The organism is Candidatus Bodocaedibacter vickermanii, from assembly GCF_014896945.1.
Classification (GTDB): domain Bacteria; phylum Pseudomonadota; class Alphaproteobacteria; order UBA6184; family UBA6184; genus Bodonicaedibacter; species Bodonicaedibacter vickermanii.
Genome location: NZ_CP054719.1, coordinates 358,104 through 383,251 on the forward strand (window position 1 = coordinate 358,104; position 25,148 = coordinate 383,251).

Consider the following 25,148-nt stretch of genomic DNA (forward strand, 5'->3'; position numbering starts at 1 on the left):
CATTACGATTTAGTAAAGATCTTACAAATGTGATTGTAACCTTTGATTTTGAGCAGAGTTTCCTTTATTTACTGGGGCACGATGTACATCGCCATGATCATCGTCAACATGAGCCTCTTCATTATTCTTGAGCACCACTGTCTTTGTATTAGATCGATGCAGGTCACCATGTCCATCATCTTCCACTTCACCTGAAGCAAAAACAGCCCCACAGACAAAGGCATTTAGGGCAGTAACTGTAAGTAGATAATACGTATTATGTTTCATTTTTTTCTCCATTGTATTAACTTTCTTAGACTAACTTAATTTATCAATATTAGAAACTAATTAAACCGTCTCAACATGCTGCTTAATACCAACCCACCGCTGAATGGCCAACCAATCTCGCAAGCCTAAATCTGTTTCAAATGACAATAAATCTCTTACTGATTTTTCACAGATTTCATGGGAAATTTGATTAAGCTCTGCGCCTGATTGCAGCGCCAGACATTGAGTTTCACAGGCTTTGTGCAAATGATGTGTATAAAAAAAAGCCTCGTGGATTGTACGGCCTGCAGTAATGGAGCCATGATGTTTTAATAGCATCACGTATTTATCATCTAAATCGCGTACTAAATTTGCCTCATGCTCTGCTGCCGATAATGCTAAAGAATTATACTCATGATACGCGACCTTATTATAAAAATGAAGCGCCCATTGACTGATAGGGAGTAATCCACCGTGCATTGCTGATACAGCAACAATTTCAGGGGTATGAAGGTGAAAAATTGCATTAATATCAGAACGGTTTCGGTAAATGCTGCCATGAATGACATACCCCGTCTTGTTGTATTGAAACTCAAACCCTTCTAGTATCTGCCCATCTAATGAAACCTTAATAAGATTGTCTGGAGTAACCTCTTCAAACAATAAACCAAAGGGATAAATATAGTACGCATCATCGCCCGGTATTCTTGCAGACAGATGCGTATACGTTAAATCATCCAAGCCAAGTTTGGCCAATGCCTGATACGCAACGGCTAAGTTATATCGAATTTGATTTGCATCCATGGTTGTTTTGTATCCCATTTTTATTTCATTCACTATACTGGAATAAATAAAAAAATGTGAGAAAAACCTTAACTTAACCAGCGTGCCGCCAGCGTGACGCTGGACTCGTTAGGTTTAGATCCGATGCGTTGTGACACGGATTATTGCCGTGGAGATGTTGGGGATTCTGATTCTTTGAGTTAGACTGGGTGTGGTTGGAGATATTTAATAAAATACAATGTGAGAGGAGGAGAGAGATTTTTGACCTGACTTCGGCGCAAGCAACGTGCCGCCAACCTGCGGTTGGATCCATTGGATTAGATCGAGTATGATTTTAGATGTGTAATAAAATATAATGTGAGAGGATGAGAGAGATTTTTGACACAGCAACGTGACGTTGCATTCATTAGTTTGATTGGGTGTGGTTGGAGATATTTAATAAAATACAATGTGAGAGAATAAGAGAGATTTTTGACCCATTTCGGGCGCAGGAGGGGTAAGGGTGAAAAATGAATTTGAGATGTTTTATTGAAGAGTGTGTTTTAGTTCCTTGTGTTTGTTTGAAAGCACTGTGTATGCAGCTTTCAGTGTTAAGTTATATAAAATCCGTGTCAGACCAGATGTTTAAAACCGAGTGAATCCCCAGTAACCCGCACGTGCAAAAAGAACCCCATTTCTTACACGAATGGGGAAAGGCGGACTTTAGTATACTATACAAAGTAGGTGTTTTACGAGCCCGTCGGCTCTAGGGGTTGTTTACAGGGCTCTATGACTACTGATCGGGTAGTTAAGCACCTGTACTGGGGATTCAGTTCAGCGTTTTGTCCTTGGGTGTTTCAACCAAATCTCGTCATGGATCTGGTTAGGGATCCTTTGGCTGAAAGATTCAAAGACGTAGAACGAAAAAAGGCTACCCAGGTTTTTGGGTAGCCTCTTCGCAATTCTAGTTATTAGTATACATAAAAAGTTTGGATTGTCAAGAGCAAACTGAGTTTGCATCCATTAGGTCAGATCCGATTCGCACAGACACGGATTGTAAAAAACAACCTGGAGCCTGCTTAAGTTATCAATTTAAAACGGTCAAGAACCCACTGGGTGCAGCCTCAGGTTGGCATAAATGAGAGAGTTGATACAGCAGTGGTATGCCGGGAGAGATTCGAGAGGCACAATGTGTTAGTTGCTTATAATCCGTGTCTGTGCGAATCGGATTTAACTATAGGGTGCAGCGTCACGCTGCTATCTTTCATCTTGACCAATAAGCTCAGTGGTTTATAATCCACACCAATAACCAATGGAAACGCGAATGCACTTTCAACAAATTGTTTTTAAACTACAAGAATTTTGGGGAAACCACGGGTGTGCGATTGTCACCCCTTATGATATGGAAGTGGGAGCTGGAACCTTTCACCCCGATACAACCCTTAAATCTTTAGGTCCTGTTCCATTAAACGTGGCACACGTTCAAGTATCCAGACGCCCCAGTGATGGTCGTTATGGAACAAATCCAAATCGATTACAGCGGTTTCATCAGTTTCAAGTTTTACTGAAACCAAGCCCATCTAATATCCAAGAATTATATTTGGATAGCCTTCGCATGTTGGGTTTAGATCCCTTAAAACATGACATTCGATTTGTGGAAGACGATTGGGAAAGCCCGACATTGGGGGCTGCTGGCCTGGGGTGGGAAGTCTGGTGTGATGGTATGGAAATCACGCAATTTACTTACTTTCAACAAGTTGGTGGCATTGAATGTGAACTTGTGTCCGGCGAAATTGCTTATGGAATAGAGCGCATTGCATGTATTTTACAAGATGTTGAAAACATTTTTGAAATCAATTGGAATGGCAAAGAGGGTTCTGAGAAAATTACATTAGGTGATTTATTTCAACAGAATGAAGAAGAATTTTCATATTATAATTTTGAATTAGCCGATACGGATATGTTGTTCCGACATTTTACGGATGTTGAAACTCAATGCTTTAAATTGATTGAGCATCACTATGCCCTACCCGCTTATGACATGTGCATTAAGGCAAGTCACTTATTTAACTTATTAAATGCTCGTGGGGTTATCAGCGTATTAGAACGTGCCAGTTATATTGGTCGGGTTCGCGCTATGGCAAAGGCCTGCTGCCAAACTTATTTAGAATCAACTCAACGACGTAAGATACAAGGATAATCAGCATGGATATTTTAATTGAGCTTCAAATGGAAGAAATCCCTGCGCGTATGCAAGGCATGGCTGAGGAAACTTTTAAGCGTATGTTTGATGCGTTTTGCAGCGATCATGATATTAAATCTGAATCAGTACGCATTTTATCAACGCCACGACGACTAGCCTTGATTGCGACAGGATTGCCTAAAGAACAGGCAGATCAATTGATTGAGCGCAAAGGTCCACGAACAGATGCTCCTAAACAAGCCTTAGAGGGTTTTTTCCAGTCGGTTGGATTAACTCCTGATCAATGCACTCAATCAGAAACTCCAAAAGGTACGTTTTGGATTGCGAATATTGAAAAAAAAGGACAGCCGTTATCTGACCTCATCAAAACATTCATCGAGAACGTTTTAACACAGTTTCCATGGCCAAAGACCATGCGTTGGGGTGCGGTTCCGTTTCGTTGGATTCGCCCCTTACATCGCATCCTGATGCTTGTTGATTATACTGCGATGAGCGGTCATATTTTAAGTATTCCTTTTGTAAAGACAACCATTGGACATCGTTTCTTAGGACAACAAACATCCCCCGTTATTAATTCAATTGCTGAATATGAAACCTTTTTAAAGGCAAATTATGTCATGGCTGATCGGGCGACTCGCAAACAAACGATCTTAGATCAAGTCACTCATCTTGCTGCAAAACTTGGGGTTTCGTGGAATGAAGATCCTGGGTTATTGGATGAAGTCACTGGATTGGTTGAATACCCAGTGGTTTTAGAAGGCAACATTGATGCTGAATTTATGGGACTTCCCAAAGAGCTGATGATTTCTGTGATGAAAACCCATCAACGGTATTTTACGTTTTCTAATACTGATGGAACGCTTGCCCCTTATTTTGGGATCGTCGCCAATAATTTAACAACTGAAACCAAGGGCGAACATGTTCGACATGGTAATGAAAAGGTTTTACGTGCCAGACTTTCTGACGGTCAATTCTATTGGGAAACAGATAAGAATACGTCGTTAGAAACGTTTGCAGAAAAGCTTGAAACCATTGTGTTTCATCAACGTTTGGGGACATTAAAAGATAAACGCAAACGCATTGCTCATGCCGCAAGGTTTTTAAACCAATGGGTAGGGTTACCTCAGGACTTATTACGTGAAGCGGCTGATCTGTGTAAAGCAGACCTAGTCAGCGGTGTTGTCGGTGAGTTCCCAGAACTGCAAGGCATTATGGGGGGATATTACGCAACGCATCAAGGAAAAGCGTCTATTGCAAAGGCTATGGCCGATCATTATAAACCCTTGGGACCTAATGATTCCCTACCCCGCGATTTAATGGGAATCGTGGTTGCATTAGCCGATAAACTAGACACGTTAGTTGGATTCTTTGCGATTGATGAAAAACCAACAGGATCAAAAGATCCCTTTGCGTTACGCCGTGCGGCCTTGGGGATTTTACGCTTATTATTCGCAGCACATACAGAACATGGGAAAGACATCAATGTTCCTTTGGATGCATTGATTCGAAATCTTTTAACCGAATACAAAGACGTCAATGGACTAAACTTTGAAATGGATACCGTAGTAACTGATGTTGTTGCTTTCTTTACTGAGCGTTTAAAAATCTCTTTAAAAGAAACTGGATATCGTTACGATATGATTGATGCGATTCTTGGGTCTGCTCAAACGTGTACTCTTATTCAAATCAAACATCGGTTAGATGTATTATCTGAATTTATGTCCATGGGGAAATCTGTGGATTTATTGTCGGGATACAACCGTTTGTGGAATATTTTAAAAGCACAAAAATTATTACCCACCGATCTGGATATTGACCCCACTTTATTACGAGAAGAGGCTGAACAAGCCCTATACAAAGAGTGGCAAAAAAGATCCATTGAAAGTTTAATTGCAACTGAAAAATATGAAATTGCTTTGATTTCCTTTACGGAAATGAAACCTTTTATTGATAGATTCTTTGACAGCGTAATGGTTAATGATCAAGATGACACATTGCGTCAAAATCGATTGGCGTTACTGGTTGCAGTGTTGCAATCGATTAAATCTTTCGCATCACTTGAAGAAATTGTGTGTGAAACTAAAAATTAAGCTTGATTTTTAAACCAAATTGGATATTATGCATTCAGTTGTTAACAAAAAGAACAACGTTTCAAAAAGCGGGTGTAGCTCAGGGGTAGAGCACAACCTTGCCAAGGTTGGGGTCGAGGGTTCGAATCCCTTCACCCGCTCCAGTTTGGCCTCCCTTTTAGTGTTAGTATATCAATCAGGAGCCTTCTGTTGACTTCAATTACAAAACAATCCTATCTTCAAAAGATATTAAAAAACATTTCCTTTCAACACAAAGGATTCCGTCAATTTGCAGAACGATACTTGCAACACCTATCAACGTCTGCTTTAAAGCGGCTTAAGCCTTCTGACATCAAAATCTTATTGAATGAAGGCTGGCTGTTTTTACAATCCTGGACGCATGCAATGCCCAAGGTCTCTATCCAAAACATTTCGTCCCTTGAACCCAGTCAGGAACGTGGAACAGTGATTCAACTGTTGTTAAACAACTTACCGTTCGTAACTGATTCTATTAGCACCGAAATCCGAAGACAAGGGTATGACGTAAATTTTATGTTACGCGGCACGTTTAATGTTACCCGCGAGAATGGTGTATTAACCGATTTACAAACGAGTATGAATGGGCAATCCAATGAAATGCTGTTGCATATTGAATTACGCCAACAGCTGGATTTAGCATCTTTAGAACACTTAGAAAAAGATTTACTTAGCATCGCACTGGACATTCAATTGGCCATTGATGATTTTGCATCTATGACTACCGTACTTTCGGGCGTTAAATCAAATTTATTAGCAGCATCAAAACATGATGAATCGGCATTCTTAGAATGGTTGTCGAATGATCACTTTATCTTTTTGGGCGTGGTTGAAAGCACCAATGGAACACTTGCTAACCCCTTAGGAATACTGAAACAAGCTGATGCTTATGCCGGTCTTTTAAATGAATTAAAAACAACCGCGTCTCGATCAGCTACATCATTGTGGTTACACAAACCTTCGTTTACATCCAAAATTGATCGCCATGAACCCTTGGACATCGTGCGCATTACGCTAAGCAATGGAAAAGAAGTGTCTTTCATTGGAATTTTAACCTACGCTGCGAAATCTATTTCATTCGATCAAATCCCCTATGTTTCAAATAAGCTTCATGAAATCATGGGGCACATTGAGCTGCAAGATGAATCACTGGATCAAAAAGAAATTACAACTGCAATCAATCATTTGCCTTTGGCAGAAGTGATGAATTTATCTGCTGATGACATTGCGAATATTTGCAAAGGTATCTTAACCCATCAGTCTAAATACATCGTATTGGTGCATCATCGCTTTGACCCACTTTTGAATCAAGTGTCCGTATTGATATACATGCACCATGAAAAGCTAAATGATTCAACACGATCCGTCATTAACACAGTATTAGAAACCGAGCTTTCCTCGTCTATTTTGCATAACGAAATCACCTATATTGATAATGATCTGGTGTGCATGTATGCCTTATTAAAATCATCCGTCGATCCAAAAGACATCATTGCGACGTTACCTGATAAAATTGCATCCGTAACACTTTCATGGTCTGACCGTTTGCGATCAGCCTTGCTTGATGTATGTGGTTTAGTTGAAGGCGAAATACTTTATAAAAATTATGCAACTATTTTTGATGTGTTATACAAAGCAAAATATACCCCGGAAGCTGCAGCCAAAGATGTTATCATCATCGAATCATTGTGCAAACATGATACACACATCAACCTGGAATTGTATGATCAAGTTACCACAGAAAATGGGCATCAATTTCATTTAAAGTTTTATAAAGATGCAACGCCCTTTGCGTTATTTGAGTTGTTTACGCTATTAGATAGTTTAAAGCTAAAGCTGATTTCAGAGGCATCGTTTCAAGTGTCTACTCCTTCTGCGGATAAAACATATTGGATCCATGATTTAATTGTACAGTCTTCAATTCCCTTAGATTTTGATCGCATTTCAGCCCCATTTAAACAACTGTGCCAAAAGATTTTAACCGATGAAATTGCAAATGATGATTTGAATTCCCTGGCGGTCACAGAAGCATTAACGTATCGTCAGATTACCTTGCTGAAAGCCTTTATCAGCTATTTAAAGCAAATTCAATTTCCGTTTGGTGGAAAATATAATCGCGATATTTTGCTTAGAAATTCATCACTTACCGCAACAGTTATCCAAGTATTCGAAACAAAGTTTTCACCTTTTGTGAAAGACAGTGAGCGTTTTGATCGCATCGAATCGTTAACGGCACACTTTGAACATCAATTGAATGCCTTAAAAAGCGAAGATGAAGATAAATTATTCCGTCATTTGTACAACTTGGTAACGTATGTTTTGCGTACAAATTACTTTGTGATGGATGCATCCGGGGAATTAAAGCCGTTTATTTCATTTAAAATTGACAGTAAGAATATCATCGATATCCCTTTACCTGCCCCAATGGTTGAAGTCTTTGTGTATTCAAAAGAATTTGAAGCCATTCATTTGCGTTGCGGCAAAATCGCACGTGGTGGAATTCGCTGGTCGGATCGTGGTGAAGACTACCGCACAGAAGTTCTTGGTTTGGTCAAAGCTCAAAACACAAAAAACGCTGTGATTGTGCCCATGGGATCAAAAGGTGGATTCTATATTAAAAAAGCTGCTGCAACCCAAGCCAACGCCATTGAATGTTATAAGAACATGATGCGTGGGTTGTTAGACATCACCGATAATTTGGTGAATGGACACGTTATTCATCCTAAAAATGTTATCCGTTATGATGAAAACGACCCGTACCTGGTTGTTGCTGCTGACAAAGGAACTGCAAGTTTTTCGGATATTGCTAATGGGATTTCTGCTGAATATAATTTCTGGTTAAAAGATGCTTTTGCATCCGGCGGATCTGCCGGTTATGACCACAAAAAGATGGCGATAACATCCCGCGGCGCTTGGGAATCGGTAAAGCAACACTTTAAAGAAGCGTTGAATATCGATCCAGAAACCCATGCAATCACGGCTGTGGGTGTTGGCGACATGTCAGGAGACGTCTTTGGTAACGGATTATTGCGATCTAAAACCATTCAGTTAAAGGCTGCCTTTAACCATCAGCATATCTTTATTGATCCAACGCCCGATGCATTACTTAGCTTTAATGAACGCGAACGTTTGTTTAATTTACCACGGTCTACGTGGGCAGATTACAACACAGAGGATATGTCTGCTGGAGGTATGATTATTGAACGATCCAGTAAAACTGTAACGTTAACATCCGAAGCCAAAGCTTTATTGGGATTAACAAAAGAATCCGTTCGCCCATCAGAAATCATGCAAGCTATTTTAAAGGCTGATGTTGATTTAATGTGGTTGGGTGGTATTGGAACGTACATCAAAGCATCTACCGAAACAGATGAAGCCGTGTCAGACCGCGCCAATGATACCCTTCGTGTGAATGGTCAAGATGTTAGAGCCAAAATTATTGCAGAAGGCGCAAACTTGGGCTGTACTCAACGAGGACGCATTGAATATGCCAGCACTCGTAATGGCCGCATCAATACCGACTTTATAGATAACTCTGGAGGGGTTGATTGCTCAGATCATGAAGTCAATATTAAGATCTTGCTGAATCAAATTGTTCACACAGGCAATCTTACATTAGAAGATCGAAACACCTTATTAAAACAGATGACCGATACAATTGGGCATGCCGTTACATCAGAAAATGTATTACAAAACCTGACGTTGTCTTATGCTGCACATTATTCTGCTTCGTGCTTAAATGAATATGCGGCTCTTGCTCAATATTTAACTATTCACGCAGGGCTTAATGCTGCCATTGAGTTTTTACCCACGCCTACAGAATTTAATGAACGACAAAAATTGCATCAAGGATTATCACGACCTGAGCTATCTGTATTATTGTCGTATACAAAAAACTACTTAAAAACAGAATTATTAAAAACCAGTATTTTAGATCATGATTATTTTAAATCATTTTTGATGGGGTATTTCCCGTCTGATCTCACGATCTATGCAAATGAAATGGAATCTCACCCATTACGTCGAGAAATTATCGCAACAAAACTGGCCAGTGAGATTGTGGATCGTCTAGGAATTCATTTTATTCATCGACTTTCCCATCAGACGGGGAAATCGATTTCGGACATTTTAAATGCGTATATGATCATCAAAGATTTCTTTAACCTTGATTCTGTCTGGTCTGATTTTGATACAGCATTACCTCATTTGACCTATGATGATCGTATCGATTTTATGCATTCCATCAGTGAAACTGTTTATACTGCATGTACGTGGTTATTAACCTACTTAACATTAAGGTCAGATATCCATGCGGAATCTGCAGGACTCAATAGCGTCTTTAAAGCTATTGAAAAAACAAACTTATTGCTTTCAGGATCCAATGAATGCATTTTGCCGACCAACAAAGATGTTCACTTAAAAGGGCATATTTATACATTGCAAAAGCGTTTGACTGCTTTACAATTAAGCACGCTTGGGTCTAATTTTAATTCTGAGCACTTAGCATTGTTTGAGGAAACTTACAATCAATTGCAGTCTAAAATCAACTTTGACCTGTTACATCAAATGTTAAAAACCATACCCAACACAAACTTTTGGAGTCAACTGTTCGTACTGGGAACGCAACTGGCTTTAGAACATTTACATGGTCACTTGACTAATAGAATTAGTATCTCTATATTAGCCAAGCAAAACACCTTAGATAACATAATAAAAACACACGAGGTTAATATAGAATGGCTGTCTCATATGATTCAGCAAACGATGATGAATACGGCATACGATCCTGCCGCTGTCACCGTTATACTGCGTCATTTAGAAAGCTTGATTAACTCAATCATTAAAGATTTAGAGAACCGCGGATGACCTTAAAAATTAGGGATATTGAACTTCCAAGTAATGTAATTTTGGCACCTATGACAGGTGTGACAGATTTACCATTTCGTACATTAGTCAAACGATTGGGTGTGGGCATGGTCGTATCAGAAATGATTGCAAGCCAATCCATGATCCGCCAAACACGCAGATCTATGCAAATGTGTAAAGGCAGCCCTGAAGAATATCCTATGGCGGTTCAGCTTGCAGGATGCGATCCTAGCGTGATGGCCGAAGCTGCAAAGTTAAATGAAGATTTAGGCGCTCAAATCATCGATATTAACATGGGATGCCCTGTGAAAAAAATCGCTGAAAAAAGCTTTGCTGGATCTGCGTTAATGAAAGATGAAATTCATGCCGCACGAATTATTGAAGCCACTGTTAAAGCTGTAAAAATTCCTGTAACATTAAAGATGCGAACAGGCTGGGATGATACAAATCGCAATGCACCACGGTTGGCAAAAATCGCAGAAGACCTGGGGATTCAAATGATTACGGTTCATGGGCGCACTCGCATGCAAATGTACACGGGTAAATCCGATTGGGCATTCATTCAAAGTGTCAAGTCTCAAGTCCGTGTGCCCGTTATTGGTAATGGCGATATTGTCACAGAAGAAGATGCAAAAACTTTACTAGACGTTGCAGGGGTAGATGGTGTTATGATTGGTAGAGGAACCTATGGACGACCCTGGTTTCCAAATCAAGTACAGTATTTTCTAAAAACGGGACAAAAGCTGAAAGACCCCACGCTATCTGAAAAATATGACATTATTAAGGGTCACTTAAACCACATGATGGAACATCTGGGCGAACATACGGGTATGATGATGGCAAAAAAACACATTGGTTGGTACAGCAAGGGATTATCTGATTCTGCAAGCTTTCGCTTATCTGCCATGCAATCTACGCAGTATTCGGAATTAACGGAATTATTAGACTCTTTTTTCTCTAAACAAATTGAATTATCTCAGCAGGATTTACACACACTATGACAGCAAAACCGTCAGAAACATTAAGCTTATCAACCTTAGTATCTCAGCGTTTAGAGGCATTCTTTGAGTCACAACTCCATTCTTTACCTGTAAATTTGTATGATGTTATCATCGAACAAGTAGAACATCCGTTGATTGTTCAAACGCTAAAAATCACCCAAGGCAACCAAATCAAGGCTGCTGAAATATTAGGCATCAATCGAAATACGATCCGTAAAAAAATAAAGCTTTTCAATATTGATCCGTCCATTTATAAATAGATAATGGTCTTTCATTTTTTAAATAATCGAAATTTTCAACGTCTAGAGCTTTGGCTTCATCGAGCTGCCGTTTCAAAAAAGCTCTTTTACTTTCTTGTTCTTGCCGCCTTAGGTTCAGGCTTTGCGACGTACATCACCTTTATTAGGGGTGGAAATTCCGATTTAATGTTAAATTTAATTATCTTAAACGTTATTGTTTTAATTTTATTAGTATTACTGATTGCCACACGATTAATTAAACTGTTTGTTAGCCGCCGTCATGGTGCCGCAGGTGCAAAGTTTCACGTCCGGCTGGTCATGGTGTTTAGCTTTCTATCAGTTACGCCAACGCTTGTCATTTATTTCATGTCGTCTGCTTTATTTGAACGTGGCGTGCAAGCACTTGTTGGGCACTTTACGCATGATGTGCTTCAAGAATCTGTGGAGTTTTCTAATAACATTCGTGAAAATTTAAAGCTGAATATGGAAACCCTTGCAAAGCATATTTCGCAAGATATTAATCATACGTACACCGATACATTTGACCTTACCCCACAAACAAAAACAACTTTAGAAAAGATTTATGCGCAATATGGTTTGAAAGATTTATTTATTTTAGACAAACACCAAACCATTTTATTTCAAGCTTCTGAAACACCGTTTAAAGAAATAAACTCTCATGACGACACAATATGGGATAATTTAAAGGCAGGTCTTTTTGTGGTTTACTTCTCCACAGACAGCTCTTCAATTATTGCGGGATACCCACTAGATTTAAAGCAAGACTTATTCCTATTTATTTCTCAATCGATTGATTCATTTCTTCCAAAACATTTTCAAGAAATTGCGTTGTTTAAACAAAAATATCAAGACATTGAACAAAACAGGTGGCAGATACGTTTTATATTTATGGCCATTTATGGTTTGTTTGCTTTTTTAAGTCTATTGATTGCTATTGGTATTGGCATTCTATTAGCTGATCATATTTCGTCTCCTATCGCACAATTGATCGCAGCAGCAGACAAAATTCGTCAAGGCAACTTAGAGACCAGGGTAAGAATCAAACCCAACATTATTGAGTTTTTAGGGCTCGCAAAAGCCTTTAATTTGATGGTCACTGCATTGCAAAAACAAAAGGATCAGCTGGAAACAGCCAACATCAATATTGAACGCCGTAATAACTTTATTGAAACCACCCTGAAGGGCTTAACATCAGGAGTCATTGGGTTAGATGAAACAAATCACATTCAAGTGGTCAACGATGCCGCATCTAATATTTTATGCTTATCAAAAGACTTACCCGAACAAAAATTACACATTGCTGACGTGTTACCCGAATTGCAAGATTTGCTGTATGAACAATCCATGCTTCAATTAACCGATGAGGCGTTATCAAAACAATCTCAGAAATTGGTTGTCATAGAGCGTGATGGACGTTTGTGTTATCTAAGTGTCCAAATCTCTCACACCAAAGCATCCAGTGATATTCGAAAAGTCTTGACTATCGATGATATTACGGCACTGCATATGGCACAGAAAAAAGCAGCCTGGGGTGATGTCGCCAGACGCGTTGCCCATGAAATCAAAAACCCACTCACCCCCATTCAGTTATCAGCAGAACGATTGAAACGCAAATTAGTGAATCAGTTACCCCCTGCCGAAAAGGAACTGTTTACAACAAACATTGAAACGATCATTCGTCAAGTTGAAGAAATCGAACGCATCGTAAAAGAATTCTCTCAATTTTCCAGAATGCCGCAATTGACATTACATGAACAGGATGTTGTTCAAGTAGTAAAGCAATGTGTTGCCCTTCAAAAAACGGCGTATGATTCAATCCAATTTAAAGAAACTTATGCCACTGAACATCTTGTCATATTCTGTGATGCTCAATTATTAGGACAAGCCATTTCCAATATTCTAAAGAATTCGATTGAAGCCTTATTGGAAATAACCTACCAACCAAAGTTGAAACCAAAAATTCTTATTCTGTTGACGCTGGATAACAAAACTGTCACTATTAAAATATCAGATAATGGTAAAGGCTTTCCAACCAATATGATCGACACGTTTTTAGAACCTTACGTCACGACAAAACAAAAAGGAACGGGCTTAGGTCTTGCGATTACAAAAAAAATTATTGATGATCACAACGGAACAATAGAGTTAAAAAGTTTGGATCATCAAGGAGCCGAAGTTACCATTAATCTTCCATTACATCCATAATCTTACGGGACTTAATTATGAAGCAAGATATCTTAATTGTTGATGATGAAGCAGATATTCGACGTCTAGTCGCTGACATTTTAACTGACGAAGGCTATTCAGTAAATCAAGCCGCGACTGGGGAGCAAACTATTGAGATTATTCATTCAACCTGCCCCCCACATTTGGTTTTATTAGATGTGTGGCTAAACGATCAGAAATATGATGGTTTACAACTGTTAGACATTATATTAAAACGTTTCCCTGACATTCCCGTTATTATGATCAGTGGTCACAGCACTATTGAAACCGCAGTCTCTGCCCTGAATAGAGGTGCCGTAGATTTCTTAGAAAAACCATTTAAGACCGACCGTTTGTTACTGTCTGTCACCCGAAACTTAGAAAACTATCGACTTAAGCGTGAAAATGCTGCCCTAAAAGAACGGTTAATCAATCATGATGAAATTTTTGGTGAATCTCAAATTTCACAACGCTTAAAATTATTGGTTTCAAAAGTAGCCCCCACCAACAGCCGTGTGCTGATTTCAGGCGGATACGGTGTGGGGAAAGAGGTCGTTGCACGATCCCTTCACAAACAATCCAGACGCACATCAGGTGCGTTTGTTTCATATAACTGCGCGTTGAAACGCAAAGAAGATATTGAATGCGATTTATTTGGCAATGAAGATGGCGACACCAGGCATCAAGGATTATTAGAAAAAGCCAATAAAGGTACGTTATTTCTTGATGAAATTTCAGCGATGCCTTTAGCTGTGCAAAAACGTTTAGCAAATGTCTTGCAAGAACAAAAGTTTTCTCCGCTTAATTCAACGCGAAAAATTAATTTTGATGCCAGAATTTTATCAGCATCGGCTTTTGATTTAAAACGATTAATCGACCATGGAAAATTTTTAGAAGATTTATTTATTCGCATTAATTTAATTTCTATCCGCGTTCCTTTTCTAAGAGAACGTCGCGAAGAAATTATACCAATGTTTGATTATTTCATGCGAGATGTGTGTCAAATTTATGGAAAATCTCCCAAAAAACTATCTGCAGAAGCAATTGCCGCATTAGAAAGCTATCACTGGCCTGGGAACATTCGACAGCTTAAAAACTTGGTAGAATGGTTAGTCATTATGGAACGTCATAATATTGTTGAATCTTCCTCGCATATTAGTTTAAAAGATCTGCCTCCTGAAATATCGGGTGCATCTCCGATCCAAGTGAATTGGATGAAGGGATTAGATGTGATGTCACTGCCCTTACGTGAAGCACGTGAGCTCTTTGAACGTCATTATCTAACCTCACAAATTGGTCGTTTCTCGGGAAACATTTCTCAAACGGCCAACTTTGTAGGAATGGAACGTTCAGCATTGCATCGCAAGCTAAAAAGCCTACAATTGAATGATGACTCAAAGAATACTGAAACACTCTGATGAAAGTTATTGTATGTGGCGCGGGTCAAGTTGGAACAAGTGTTGCTCGCTATTTAAGCGAAGAAAACATTTCTGTATCGATTATTGATCCGTCCATCGAAGTTCTGCAAGAACTTAATAATATTGATATCTTAACGGTTCAAGGCTCCGCCACTTATATAAAAATATTAGAGGCATCAGGCATCGCAGAAGCAGATGCCATTCTTGCGGTGACACGCTCAGATGAAGTTAACATGTTAATTTGTCAGATTGCTGCATCGTTATATAATACCCCGCTAAAAATTGCCCGCATCCGAAATCAAGAATACCTATCATCCAAATGGTCATCCCTTTATAACCGTGACAATATCCCCGTCGACGTCATTATTTCTCCAGAACGTGAAGTTGCCAGTTATATCGCTGAAAACCTATCATATACGGGTGGGTTTGATATGTTTTCTTTGTTTGATGGGGTTGCTCAATCGATTGCAACCTTATGTACAGCAGATTCAGATTTAAATGGACAGCCTATAAAAGTGCTCCACTTATTGCATTCTAATATCCCCATCAAAATAATGGCAATTGGTCGGGACAGGCGGACTCTTGTTCCCAACGAAGAAACCATTTTGCAACCAAATGATGTGGTTCACTTTATTGTGAAAAAAAACCAATTGCATGATGCGTTAGCGTTGTTTGGACATGAACACACAGAACTATCCAGGTTATTAATTGTGGGGGGTGGTGCTGTTGGGTTTTCCTTAGCAAAACATTTAGAACATGAAAATTCAGATTTAATTGTAAAACTTTTAGAATCTAATAAATCACGGGCTGAAACGATTGCTCCAAGGCTTAGAAAAGCCATCGTCTTGCACGGGAAAGGTTTAGATAAAGAATTATTATTAGAAGCCAATATCCAAGCCACTGACACAGTTGTAAGCGTTACAAATGATGAAAATGTTAATGTGCTTATGTCACTTTTTGCTAAAGAATTTTCTGTTAAACGAACTCTAGCATTAGTGAACAGCGATATGTACATTCCGCTGTCTTCAGCCTTAAAAATTAATGCTCTGATTCACCCACATAAAATTACAATTCTAAGTATCTTAAAACACATTCGCAGCCGCAGAGACCTAAAGACAATTCACACCCTGCCCGACCATTCGTGGGAATTAATGGAAATTCAAGTTCAAGAAGATGTCGAAGCCACAGGTCTAACTGCAGAAGAAGTGTATAAAAAGACCTATGGTCATGTGGTTGCTATTTTGCGCGACGACGGCGTAGTGTTTGCAGATAAATCGATTCAGTTACACAAAGGCGATAGCGTTGCAGTACTTATAAAACCTCAACACCGCAGAAAACTTGAAAATCTGTTTGCGTCAACCCATCAGTTTTTCTAAAAGAATATCCATGGTGCACCCGGCGGGATTCGAACCCACGACCTTTACCTCCGGAGGGTAACGCTCTATCCAGCTGAGCTACGGGTGCATTGACTGCACCACCATAATCAATCTATCGTTTAATGTCAATGTGTTGCATGAAAAAGTACAGGATTTACTTACTTGTTGGCAAATATGCGTTTAAGACAGGCATCTGATGTGCTATGTTTATTTTACCCATAAATACTTTTGAAAGACCCCATTAAAAATGATCGCATTCTTAAAAGCCACAATCTCAAACCCTGATTGGGCGTTAGTAATTGTAACTATCATTGAAATATTTATTTCTGCTTTTGTGCTTTATTGTGTAACCGTTATTATCCCAGACAGAAAAGAGAAAAAAGATCAAAAAGCTAAGCTTTTAGCAGGGCTTTCAGCTCTAGAAAAATCTAGACGCACATTGCTAATGTTTAAAAATCAATATATATTGCAGCGCGCAAAAAATGCTACTCGACTAGCACATTACATCAATAACTTTGCTTACATTGAACTACATATTAAAAAAAACGAAGAATACTTAAAGTTTCTTCACCCAGTACCACGGCCAAGCTTAGCAACCAGAATTAACGATGATCCTCTTCTTTCTACGCATGATGATAAAGTAGATATCACAATCATTAATTCTGGTATGAATAAACTTTACGATTTATCTGAAAAGCAAATTCAACAATTATATCAGTCGATATTTGACAATCCTGAATTGTTTAGTGAATCACCTAATACTTCATATTCAGAAAAAACACTACTAACCAAAGAGCTTCCTGAAAAGCTATATTTTATTGCAATTTACAATCCTGGCATATTAATTGGTATTGATCAGACAACCGAAGAATTAAACCAGTTAAATTTTATGATTATTCAGTGGAATGACCTCGTTAAAAGACATCAAACTATCAAAAATCCAACCATGCAAGAAATGACCACACATGTTAGCTATTTTTTGAATTTTTCTTCTGGATTCTATAAAATCGGAGTTGATGGCACTTTAATGGCAATTAAGATATCGATGGATCATCTAAAAGAGTATGCTAGTGCGAATTACAAGGATCATAAAAGCTTTGAAATCTATGGTAAATCATTTCAAGAGGATTTAATGCCAGCTCTAGATGAAGCTTCCAAACGAATAAAAGAGAATTTGGATTCAATGAAAATATAGCCAAATGTACTCAAATAGATTATTTTAACGTTATCCAATTAAAGCACACAGTATCATGACCCGATTTGACCTTACACCAGGTTGCTATACGCTCCCACTTGGCAGCGACCCGTTGTGGTGGTTAGCAAAACACCTTACCGATACGCAAACGGTCAACCCGATGGTGATTTTGCCGACGCAACGCACGGTCAATCGATTTCAACGAATGTTGTATAAACTCAATCCAACGCTTTTAACTGAGTCTCGCATTATTGCTTATGAAGGTTTATCTGAAACGTCTACGCCATTGATTACGTCTCAATGCATTTTATGGGAATTAGCACGTCGCATCCCTATAAAGACCGATTTATTTCAAGGTAGAATTCCATCTATCGATCAACAACAGCAATTAGCTACAGCGTTAAATAGTGTGTTAACGGAATTATACTCCCATGAAATCACCTGTGATCACTTTCAAAACAGTTCAGAAAACCGGGATCTTTTAAGTATTATGAGTGAACATGAAATACTTCTAACGCAACAACAGCAAACCCATCCTGCGCATGCTTTAGTCCACGGTATTAAATCGTTTCATAAACAATACACGTCTTTGCAACGCCCGATTTATATGGTTATTGATGGGGCTACCCCCCCTAGTCTGCAACATCTTGCGGCCAGCTTATCCAAAGAAAACTACGTATTCATTTACGGTGAAATGCCAACGCAGACTTGTGAGGGGTATGATCCCAAACACTGTTATACATCGTTATACACGATACTGAACGCTCAAACTGTTTCGATACAGCCGTTGGATCTATACACCCATCGAAAACCGTTAATTGATGAATTGCAAAAGCCTGTTTTCAACGCTACGAAATTATCCAGTTTTTTTGAGGGCATTCGGTTTATTGAGTGTTCAAACACGTTATCTTTGGCAAAGGATATTATTGCGCTTGCGCGTCATGCGTTTGAAAAGAACATAAAAAGCATTACTGTCGTCACTCCCAATCGGGATTTAGCACACGTCATTCACATGACGGCAATTCAAAATGGAATTCCTGTGGATGATTCCTGTGGAACCCAACTTAGTGACACCTTGTTTGGTTCTGTATTGATGCAACTATTACACTGTGTAATACATTCCGCAGATTATAAACGAATGTTAAATTTAATTAGCCATCCAAAACTTCAGCCTTATTGGGGTGATTTACCGGCTAAACTTGACCTTTTGGGTCGCACACAACGGGTATCATTGTTGCACGCTTTGCGAACCTATACCCCAGAAAACGAACAAGAACATGAGCGTTTGTTAACGTTAATACAGTTCATTAACACACCTCGTCTTTCAACCTTTGCATCGCAAGTTAGCTACGCATTAGAGCTCTTAACGTTATGGGGGATTCAACCAGATGACTATCCAGAATCTGTGGAAATTCTTAACATTGCAGAATCTGTTGATAGTTTAGATACCTTAGGATTTATCTTGAACTCTACCCCCTATCGCACACCGACCCCAAAAGGACACCACATCCAAATTATGGGACCGTTAGAGGCACGGTTGATGCAGCCTCAAATCGTCGTCATAGCCAGTTTGAATGAAGGGGATTGGCCAGTTCCACCTTCTGGAAATCCATGGTTACATGCCGACTTGCGGCAACACTTAGGATTACCCGAAATAAACCAAATAACAGGTGTATCCTCTAAAGTATTATTATCGTTACTGGCCTGTCAAGACGTGTATCTATGTCGAACAACCCATCAAAATGGTCAGCTCACTCAACCCTCTAGATGGTGGGAACGTTTACGAATTATCAGTACATTAAATGATACAAAGATCCCTAACGTTAATTTAAATACAGCACCTCATGTTCAATTATCAACAGAACCCACGCTCTTTAAGATCCCAGCTGATTTAACTCCAAAACGATTGTCTGTGTCTGATATTCATACACTGAAAAATGATCCCCGACAGTTTATTCTTAATCGTATTTTTAATTTAGAAGATTTACCCCTTTGGGATGCAGAACCTGATTCTAGACATAAAGGTATTATTGTTCATGAAGTGTTAGAAGCCGCTGTTAAAGAAAATCTATCGCTTGACATCATGATTAACACTGCCATGAATAAACTGGCCGCACTTAACCTCAGCGCTCATGAACATATGTTCTGGGAATCACAAATTATGACAAACATACGTAATTTTCAAACCTTACATCAGGCTTCTTTACCTCAACACACCTATGCAGAACTTAAAGGAGAATGGACACTTAACACGCGTTTTGGATCGGTTATACTTGTTGGAAAAGCAGATCGGATTGATCAGCACTCCGATGGGTCATTACACCTGATTGATTATAAAACAGGAGCCGTTCCGACAAAACAATCCGTATATAAAGGGCTATCTCCTCAGTTACCGTTGTTAGGTCTAATGATGGCTGAAGGAGCCTTTAAAGAGCTGCCTGCCCGCCCCCCATTTATGATGAGTTATTGGGATTTATCCGACGGATCTTCGGTAAATTTTCTATTCGATGAAATCGCACATTTGAAAGATGATCTTGTTGCAGCCCTTGAACGAATGTTAGATCCCACGACTACATTTGAAATTTAGTATTTTCTGACATAAATTTACATTTACTTAAATGGCAAAATCTGCTTTATTATTACCAAGGATTGTATTTAGAAAGATCTTGAAAATGAGTGAACTTTATATTGCTAAAAACCTACTTCCGTTAAGCATATTGGTTATTGTCTTAGGAAGCATTTTGGCAACGGCCTTCATTAACCCTCAAAAATTTAAAGAGTCTAAAGGAAGCGTCGTCATTGCTGTAATAGCAAGCATCGCCATTGTTTTTTTAGGCTTAAACGTGACATTAAATTCAGTAAGTATGGATTTTCAAGCGGATGTTAAAAAAAACAAAGTTACAAAAGACAGCGTTGAAAAATTATGGATTTATCCAAATCAATTGTTTAGTGAAAAAACTAAAGCACGCCCCGAATTTTATGCCAGTTTATGCTATAATAACTTAGATCTTTATAACCTTACTCAAAACCTTCACACTAAAATTACTGTGGATTCCACGTTAGAAGAACAATATATTTCAATTCTATTAATTCAGTGTTGGGAAGATTATTTAAAGTTACGACATTTTGATAAAACAGGCGACGATGTCTGGCTTGTAAATTATATACAATGGGCACAAAGTTCCTATTTAAAAGCTCAATTTGATCGCTTGAAGCATAACTATAGCGACACGACAATCCGCTTGGCTGAGCTGCTATTTGAATATGCCAGCACATTGCCCATCCCTACAAAAGATCCGGGGGTCTATAAAAAGCAAGTTCAAGAACTGCTTAAAGACCCAAGGTTAATCGCCATTTATAAAGAAACGCCATAAGTTGCAAACACAAAAAATTCTTTAGAAAAAATACGTCAGCTTTAATCTTTTATTATCTTTTTGAGTGTTAAACTGATACGTGAGAGGATTAGAACAACTTTCATGAATCAGACAGTAAAACATAGACATTGGCAGACAGGTGTTGGCTTGGTAGAAATTGCTATCGCATTGGTAGTAATTGGAATACTTATCGGTGCAGTCCTGCAAGGAAAGCATTTGATCGATCAAGCCAGACTTAATGCCGTTATTACAGACGTGCAAAAAGTTCGCTTGACTGTTCAGCGATTTAAAGAAAAGCATGGTTTTTTACCCGGCGATTTTCCCTATGCATCCAGAGACATTAGATCCGATCTTCCTAACGGAGATGGTAAAGGAAGTTTAAGTGGGAATCCATTCTCACCCGATTCAAGTGCTGGAAAGTTTTGGATTCATTTAAATGCTGCAAATGGATCAGTAATTTCAACTGCGTCCACGCTTAATTATGGCGATGGTTTAATTGAATGTGGGTTCGGCGGGGGGTACACAGTCACTTCAAACCCCATTGAATCGATGCCAGGTCATTGGATCGTTTTAGGATCAAAAGCAAATGATACATCGGGCGAAGGCATCTTACTAACCCCAGAGCAAGCGCAGTACATTGATAAAAAATTGGATAGTGGATCTCCGTTGACTGGCGCCATTCGATCCTTGGATGCCAACCGTCAAACCACAGGTAAATGCATCCATGAGGGTCGTTATAACCTATCCAATTGTGATAAAGCGTGCGTAATGTATTTCAGTATCGATGAATAAATTCCGACACTATTCTGGCGGTTTGATATTAATCGAGGTCGCCATTGCCATGATCATTTTTAGCATCTGCATCGGCAGCATTTTGATGATCATTCAACATTCACAACTTGCCCAACAAAACACCGTAACCCACACCCATCGCACACTCATTTTGCAGGCATTAAATCGATATCACAGTCAAATGGGTCATCTACCTTGCCCTAGCAAACCTGTGATGGATGACGGATTTGCCTTGACAAAGTGTCATGGCGCTTACGAACAAATTGGCCTTCTGCCCTACAAAACATTGGGCATTCCTGCGTATGTTGCAAAAGATGGACATGGACATTATTTTACCTATGCCGTCAGCGAACATGCAACCATTTCAAACCAAGATATCGATGTCAGCATAATAAATAGCCTTCAGGTATTAGACATGGCTGGGCGTCGCTATGGCAGCAAAACGAATACAACCGCATACGTTCTTATTAGCCATGGTCCCAAAGGAAATGGAGCATTCTCATTGCAAAACTCACGAAGGCGATTTCCAACACGCAGTGAATTTGAAGCAGAAAATGCTCGAGATACTTTAACATTTTACGCAGATGTTCCCCCCAAAGATAGTGAACATCGTGTATTTTTTATCCAACGAGCGGATTTAGATAGTCCAACAAAATCTGAATCTTTGGCAAAATCCGACATCGCGGATTCTCATCTAATCTCAGAAGATGATCCTTATGCAACATCCCATCCTGAAGAATAAATTACTTGACCACACGCAACCGAGTGTTACGAATAAATTTGCCACATGACATTGAAAGAAAAAGAATGAATATTTCTAGGCGCTCTGAAGGTCCTTCAGCTGACAGAGATGATCTCGGATCCTATAGCTAAACACACATAAAACGATTACACAACGTCTTTGCTCAACTCTTTCTTCTAATGGGTCCAGCGTCACGTTGGTGGGTTCAGCGTCACGCTGGTGGATGCAACGGCACGTTGCCGGGAGTATCCGCTCAAGTTTTATGCAACGCACTATAAACAAGTTTCCTTAATCTAAAACTCTTGCAACTCAAGAGCACTAGAATATAATTTTCGTTCTTGCCGGTAACCTCACAGTTCCCTTGAAAATTTTAAGAATTGCATAAGGTACCTCCGCCGCTCCCGACAACGCCCAAACGTATGGATCTGATGTAAATGATATATCCGTTGTCCCTCCAGTTGCAGTAATAAGCTCTCCTTTAAACCCTGAAAGACGTGACACTTCTGATGATAATATTGCCATTAAGGACGCTCCAAGTTTTATACGTCCTTTTCCAGTTAATCTGGGAATTGATGTAATGGTACTTAATGTTATGATTGCACTATCATCCACGTTCAGTGTTAATGGTGCAGCAGTCCCTACTGGAATTAAACTTACCCCCAAGCTTAATACTGTACCTGCTCCAAACGTATTAATTGTAATGTTACCAACTTCTGCATCAGTATTTGCAATTAATGCTGTAATTGTCAAACCACCCGATGTTCGATCTTCAATGGTAAACGGACCTTTAGCTGCTTTAACCAGTGAGGTTATAACCTCTGCAACGCCATCCGCTCCATACAATGTTAATTTTCCAGCCGCCGCAATGGTTAAAGAGGTATACGCATTTCCTAAAAAATTTGGAACGCTTGATGCCCCAACCATAACAGTTGCTTTATCAGGCAATGTTACATCCGTTCCAATCCATGCTGTTGCAGATGTTGGTCGATATGTATGTCTATCGATTAAAACCAATGCTGTTGTGCCGTCATGGGTCGCCGTACCATCCGTTACATCTGTCCATTGTCCAGCAGCATGTAATTGAGTTGGAAAAACTATACAACTGAATAAAATTGCACAGCGTATTAGCTTAGAAAATTGCCTCATGGGGAGCCACCTTTGTATCAAATGCGTTTGAGATAAAGGTATCAACGACATCTTAAAATTAGATTAATCTTAAGAAAAATATCTTATGGCAACAAAGATCGGATTATTTTTGAAAAATCTTCACTCTGTCAATCTTTTGTTAATCCTCGCCTGCTATCTTAACCCTAGGTAGGTAAGATACACCGGCGGCTAGGCTGGTGCGTAATAACCAACAACGAAATTATCACTGAGTACTAAGTGATAGTATAGTTGAGATGGATTGAGGTTGGAATCTTAATTTATTAATACATCGAAAAAACTTAGTTTTTTTAGATTACCTTGGTTATTATGTTGTGGCGGCGGCGGGGTGGGCTCGTTGGGACTTCACACTTTTGCAGGTGGGCCCCAATATTGGGGCGAATACTATCCCCCTTTTCAAAATCTCATATAATCAATTATCTACGTTGCCAGCGTGACGCTGGACTCTATAGTTAGATCGTCTGACAAGAATTAACACAACCAAGCAACTGTTCGACAGTTCACCGTTTGAAAGAATTGGCAACGTTTCGGTGAACCCTATAAATTTATCCGTTTTAACCCATTAGAAATTTCAACCAGATCCCCCAAGTAGTTTTTTATAATCTGTCTCAAATCACATCCAAACTAACGTCACGTTATCAGCGTGACGCTGCTGCCTACACACATATCACTGACAATTGACGACCTGTGATGGGTGTCCCACTTAATGTGGCTCGTCGATGGCTAAAGAATAATGCGCCATGGGTTACTGTATCCAATCGAACCCAATCGACACTGTGTAGATTTGCTGCCATTAAATCATCATACACAATTCTGGGTAAATCGAATTGATAATGATGTGCACGCACCGACGGATAAAAATATAAACGATATCGTTCATTTTTAGATATAAATCGATCATAAAAATCCTGATCAACTTCATAGGATCCCTGTTGAATCGATGGACCAATGCAGGCAATAATATTAGCCGATGGAATTCCCATTGCTTTAAATTTATCAATCATTTTAAGGTGAATGTCTAAGAACGTGCCTTTCCATCCTGCATGGGCAACGCCTACAACCTTATGATGAATATCGGAATATACAATTGGCACACAATCCGCTGTCAGAATGCCAATTGGAAGATTTGGAATATCTGTAATCACCCCATCGGCATCGATAAAATCCATGGGTTTCTGTTCATGAAGGGTTACGATTGTATCACCATGCACTTGATTTGCCGTCACAACATCATCGGCATTAATGTTTAGCGTATCCAAGATTATTTTACGATTCTGGTGTACGTTTGAAATCTCATCAATTTGCTGCGTCTTTTCACGAATATACGGATAACAATTTAATGAGCTTACCAGCCCCTCACTCACGCCACCTTGGCGGCCAAAAAATCCATGCCGTACATGTTTGAATGCACTGCTTTTAAAACAAGTTACGTTATTCAT

The 25,148-nt window shown here is 39.2% G+C and carries 17 protein-coding genes and 2 tRNA genes; 14 read left to right on the forward strand and 5 right to left on the reverse strand.

Annotation, left to right across the window (positions count from 1 at the left end; genetic code table 11):
* Positions 1–21: 21 nt before the first annotated feature.
* Both CPBP_RS01675 and CPBP_RS01680 read right to left on the reverse strand, forming a co-directional pair.
* Positions 22–267 carry a hypothetical protein gene (locus tag CPBP_RS01675; RefSeq protein ID WP_350332320.1) on the reverse strand — a complete coding sequence of 82 codons (246 nt, stop codon included), beginning with the start codon at positions 265–267 and terminating at the stop codon, positions 22–24.
* Between the two features lie 60 nt (positions 268–327).
* Complete coding sequence (locus CPBP_RS01680; protein ID WP_350332321.1) at positions 328–1,068, reverse strand: class II aldolase/adducin family protein; 741 nt, start codon at positions 1,066–1,068, stop codon at positions 328–330.
* 1,264 nt (positions 1,069–2,332) lie between these two features.
* Here CPBP_RS01680 and CPBP_RS01685 point away from each other — a divergent pair.
* From CPBP_RS01685 to trkA, 9 genes are all read left to right on the forward strand, one after another.
* A complete protein-coding gene (locus CPBP_RS01685) occupies positions 2,333–3,208 on the forward strand; it encodes a glycine--tRNA ligase subunit alpha (RefSeq protein ID WP_350332322.1) in 876 nt (291 codons plus the stop codon).
* A gap of 5 nt (positions 3,209–3,213) precedes the next feature.
* Entirely contained in the window at positions 3,214–5,301 is a 2,088-nt protein-coding gene (glyS, locus tag CPBP_RS01690) for a glycine--tRNA ligase subunit beta (protein ID WP_350332323.1), read from the forward strand.
* Positions 5,302–5,369: 68 nt separating this feature from the next.
* Positions 5,370–5,444: transfer RNA gene (locus tag CPBP_RS01695), tRNA-Gly, on the forward strand.
* Between the two features lie 46 nt (positions 5,445–5,490).
* Positions 5,491–10,182, forward strand: coding sequence for an NAD-glutamate dehydrogenase domain-containing protein (locus CPBP_RS01700; protein WP_350332324.1), 4,692 nt, complete (start codon positions 5,491–5,493; stop codon positions 10,180–10,182).
* A complete protein-coding gene (gene dusB, locus CPBP_RS01705; protein ID WP_350332325.1) occupies positions 10,179–11,183 on the forward strand; it encodes a tRNA dihydrouridine synthase DusB in 1,005 nt (334 codons plus the stop codon). The genes CPBP_RS01700 and dusB overlap by 4 nt, the downstream gene beginning before the upstream one ends.
* Positions 11,180–11,443 carry a helix-turn-helix domain-containing protein gene (locus CPBP_RS01710; protein ID WP_350332326.1) on the forward strand — a complete coding sequence of 88 codons (264 nt, stop codon included), beginning with the start codon at positions 11,180–11,182 and terminating at the stop codon, positions 11,441–11,443. Before dusB ends, CPBP_RS01710 begins: the two co-directional genes overlap by 4 nt.
* 165 nt (positions 11,444–11,608) lie before the next feature.
* A complete protein-coding gene (locus CPBP_RS01715) occupies positions 11,609–13,648 on the forward strand; it encodes a sensor histidine kinase (protein ID WP_350332327.1) in 2,040 nt (679 codons plus the stop codon).
* 17 nt (positions 13,649–13,665) lie between these two features.
* Entirely contained in the window at positions 13,666–15,066 is a 1,401-nt protein-coding gene (locus CPBP_RS01720) for a sigma-54-dependent transcriptional regulator (RefSeq protein ID WP_350332328.1), read from the forward strand.
* Positions 15,066–16,442: a Trk system potassium transporter TrkA gene (gene trkA, locus CPBP_RS01725; protein ID WP_350332329.1), complete on the forward strand. Its 1,377-nt coding sequence runs from the start codon at positions 15,066–15,068 to the stop codon at positions 16,440–16,442. Before CPBP_RS01720 ends, trkA begins: the two co-directional genes overlap by 1 nt.
* Positions 16,443–16,453: 11 nt before the next feature.
* Here the strand turns inward: trkA and CPBP_RS01730 are convergent.
* Positions 16,454–16,530, reverse strand: a tRNA-Arg gene (locus tag CPBP_RS01730).
* 159 nt (positions 16,531–16,689) lie between these two features.
* Between CPBP_RS01730 and CPBP_RS01735 the strand changes: the two genes are divergently transcribed.
* The 5 genes from CPBP_RS01735 to CPBP_RS01755 all read left to right on the forward strand — a co-directional run bounded on the left by CPBP_RS01735 (position 16,690) and on the right by CPBP_RS01755 (position 22,545).
* Positions 16,690–17,637, forward strand: coding sequence for a hypothetical protein (locus CPBP_RS01735; protein WP_350332330.1), 948 nt, complete (start codon positions 16,690–16,692; stop codon positions 17,635–17,637).
* Positions 17,638–17,692: 55 nt separating this feature from the next.
* The gene (locus CPBP_RS01740; RefSeq protein WP_350332331.1) at positions 17,693–20,224 is read left to right on the forward strand and encodes a PD-(D/E)XK nuclease family protein; all 2,532 of its coding nucleotides are present in this window, start codon (positions 17,693–17,695) and stop codon (positions 20,222–20,224) included.
* Between the two features lie 85 nt (positions 20,225–20,309).
* The gene (locus tag CPBP_RS01745) at positions 20,310–21,011 is read left to right on the forward strand and encodes a hypothetical protein (protein ID WP_350332332.1); all 702 of its coding nucleotides are present in this window, start codon (positions 20,310–20,312) and stop codon (positions 21,009–21,011) included.
* Positions 21,012–21,113: 102 nt separating this feature from the next.
* Positions 21,114–21,803, forward strand: coding sequence for a hypothetical protein (locus tag CPBP_RS01750; protein WP_350332333.1), 690 nt, complete (start codon positions 21,114–21,116; stop codon positions 21,801–21,803).
* Positions 21,796–22,545, forward strand: coding sequence for a type IV pilus modification PilV family protein (locus CPBP_RS01755; protein ID WP_350332334.1), 750 nt, complete (start codon positions 21,796–21,798; stop codon positions 22,543–22,545). The genes CPBP_RS01750 and CPBP_RS01755 overlap by 8 nt, the downstream gene beginning before the upstream one ends.
* 318 nt (positions 22,546–22,863) lie before the next feature.
* Here CPBP_RS01755 and CPBP_RS01760 read toward each other — a convergent pair whose 3' ends face one another.
* Both CPBP_RS01760 and pgeF read right to left on the reverse strand, forming a co-directional pair.
* A complete protein-coding gene (locus tag CPBP_RS01760) occupies positions 22,864–23,691 on the reverse strand; it encodes a hypothetical protein (protein WP_350332335.1) in 828 nt (275 codons plus the stop codon).
* 674 nt (positions 23,692–24,365) lie between these two features.
* Positions 24,366–25,148, reverse strand: a complete 783-nt coding sequence (gene pgeF, locus CPBP_RS01765) for a peptidoglycan editing factor PgeF (protein WP_350332336.1) — start codon at positions 25,146–25,148, stop codon at positions 24,366–24,368.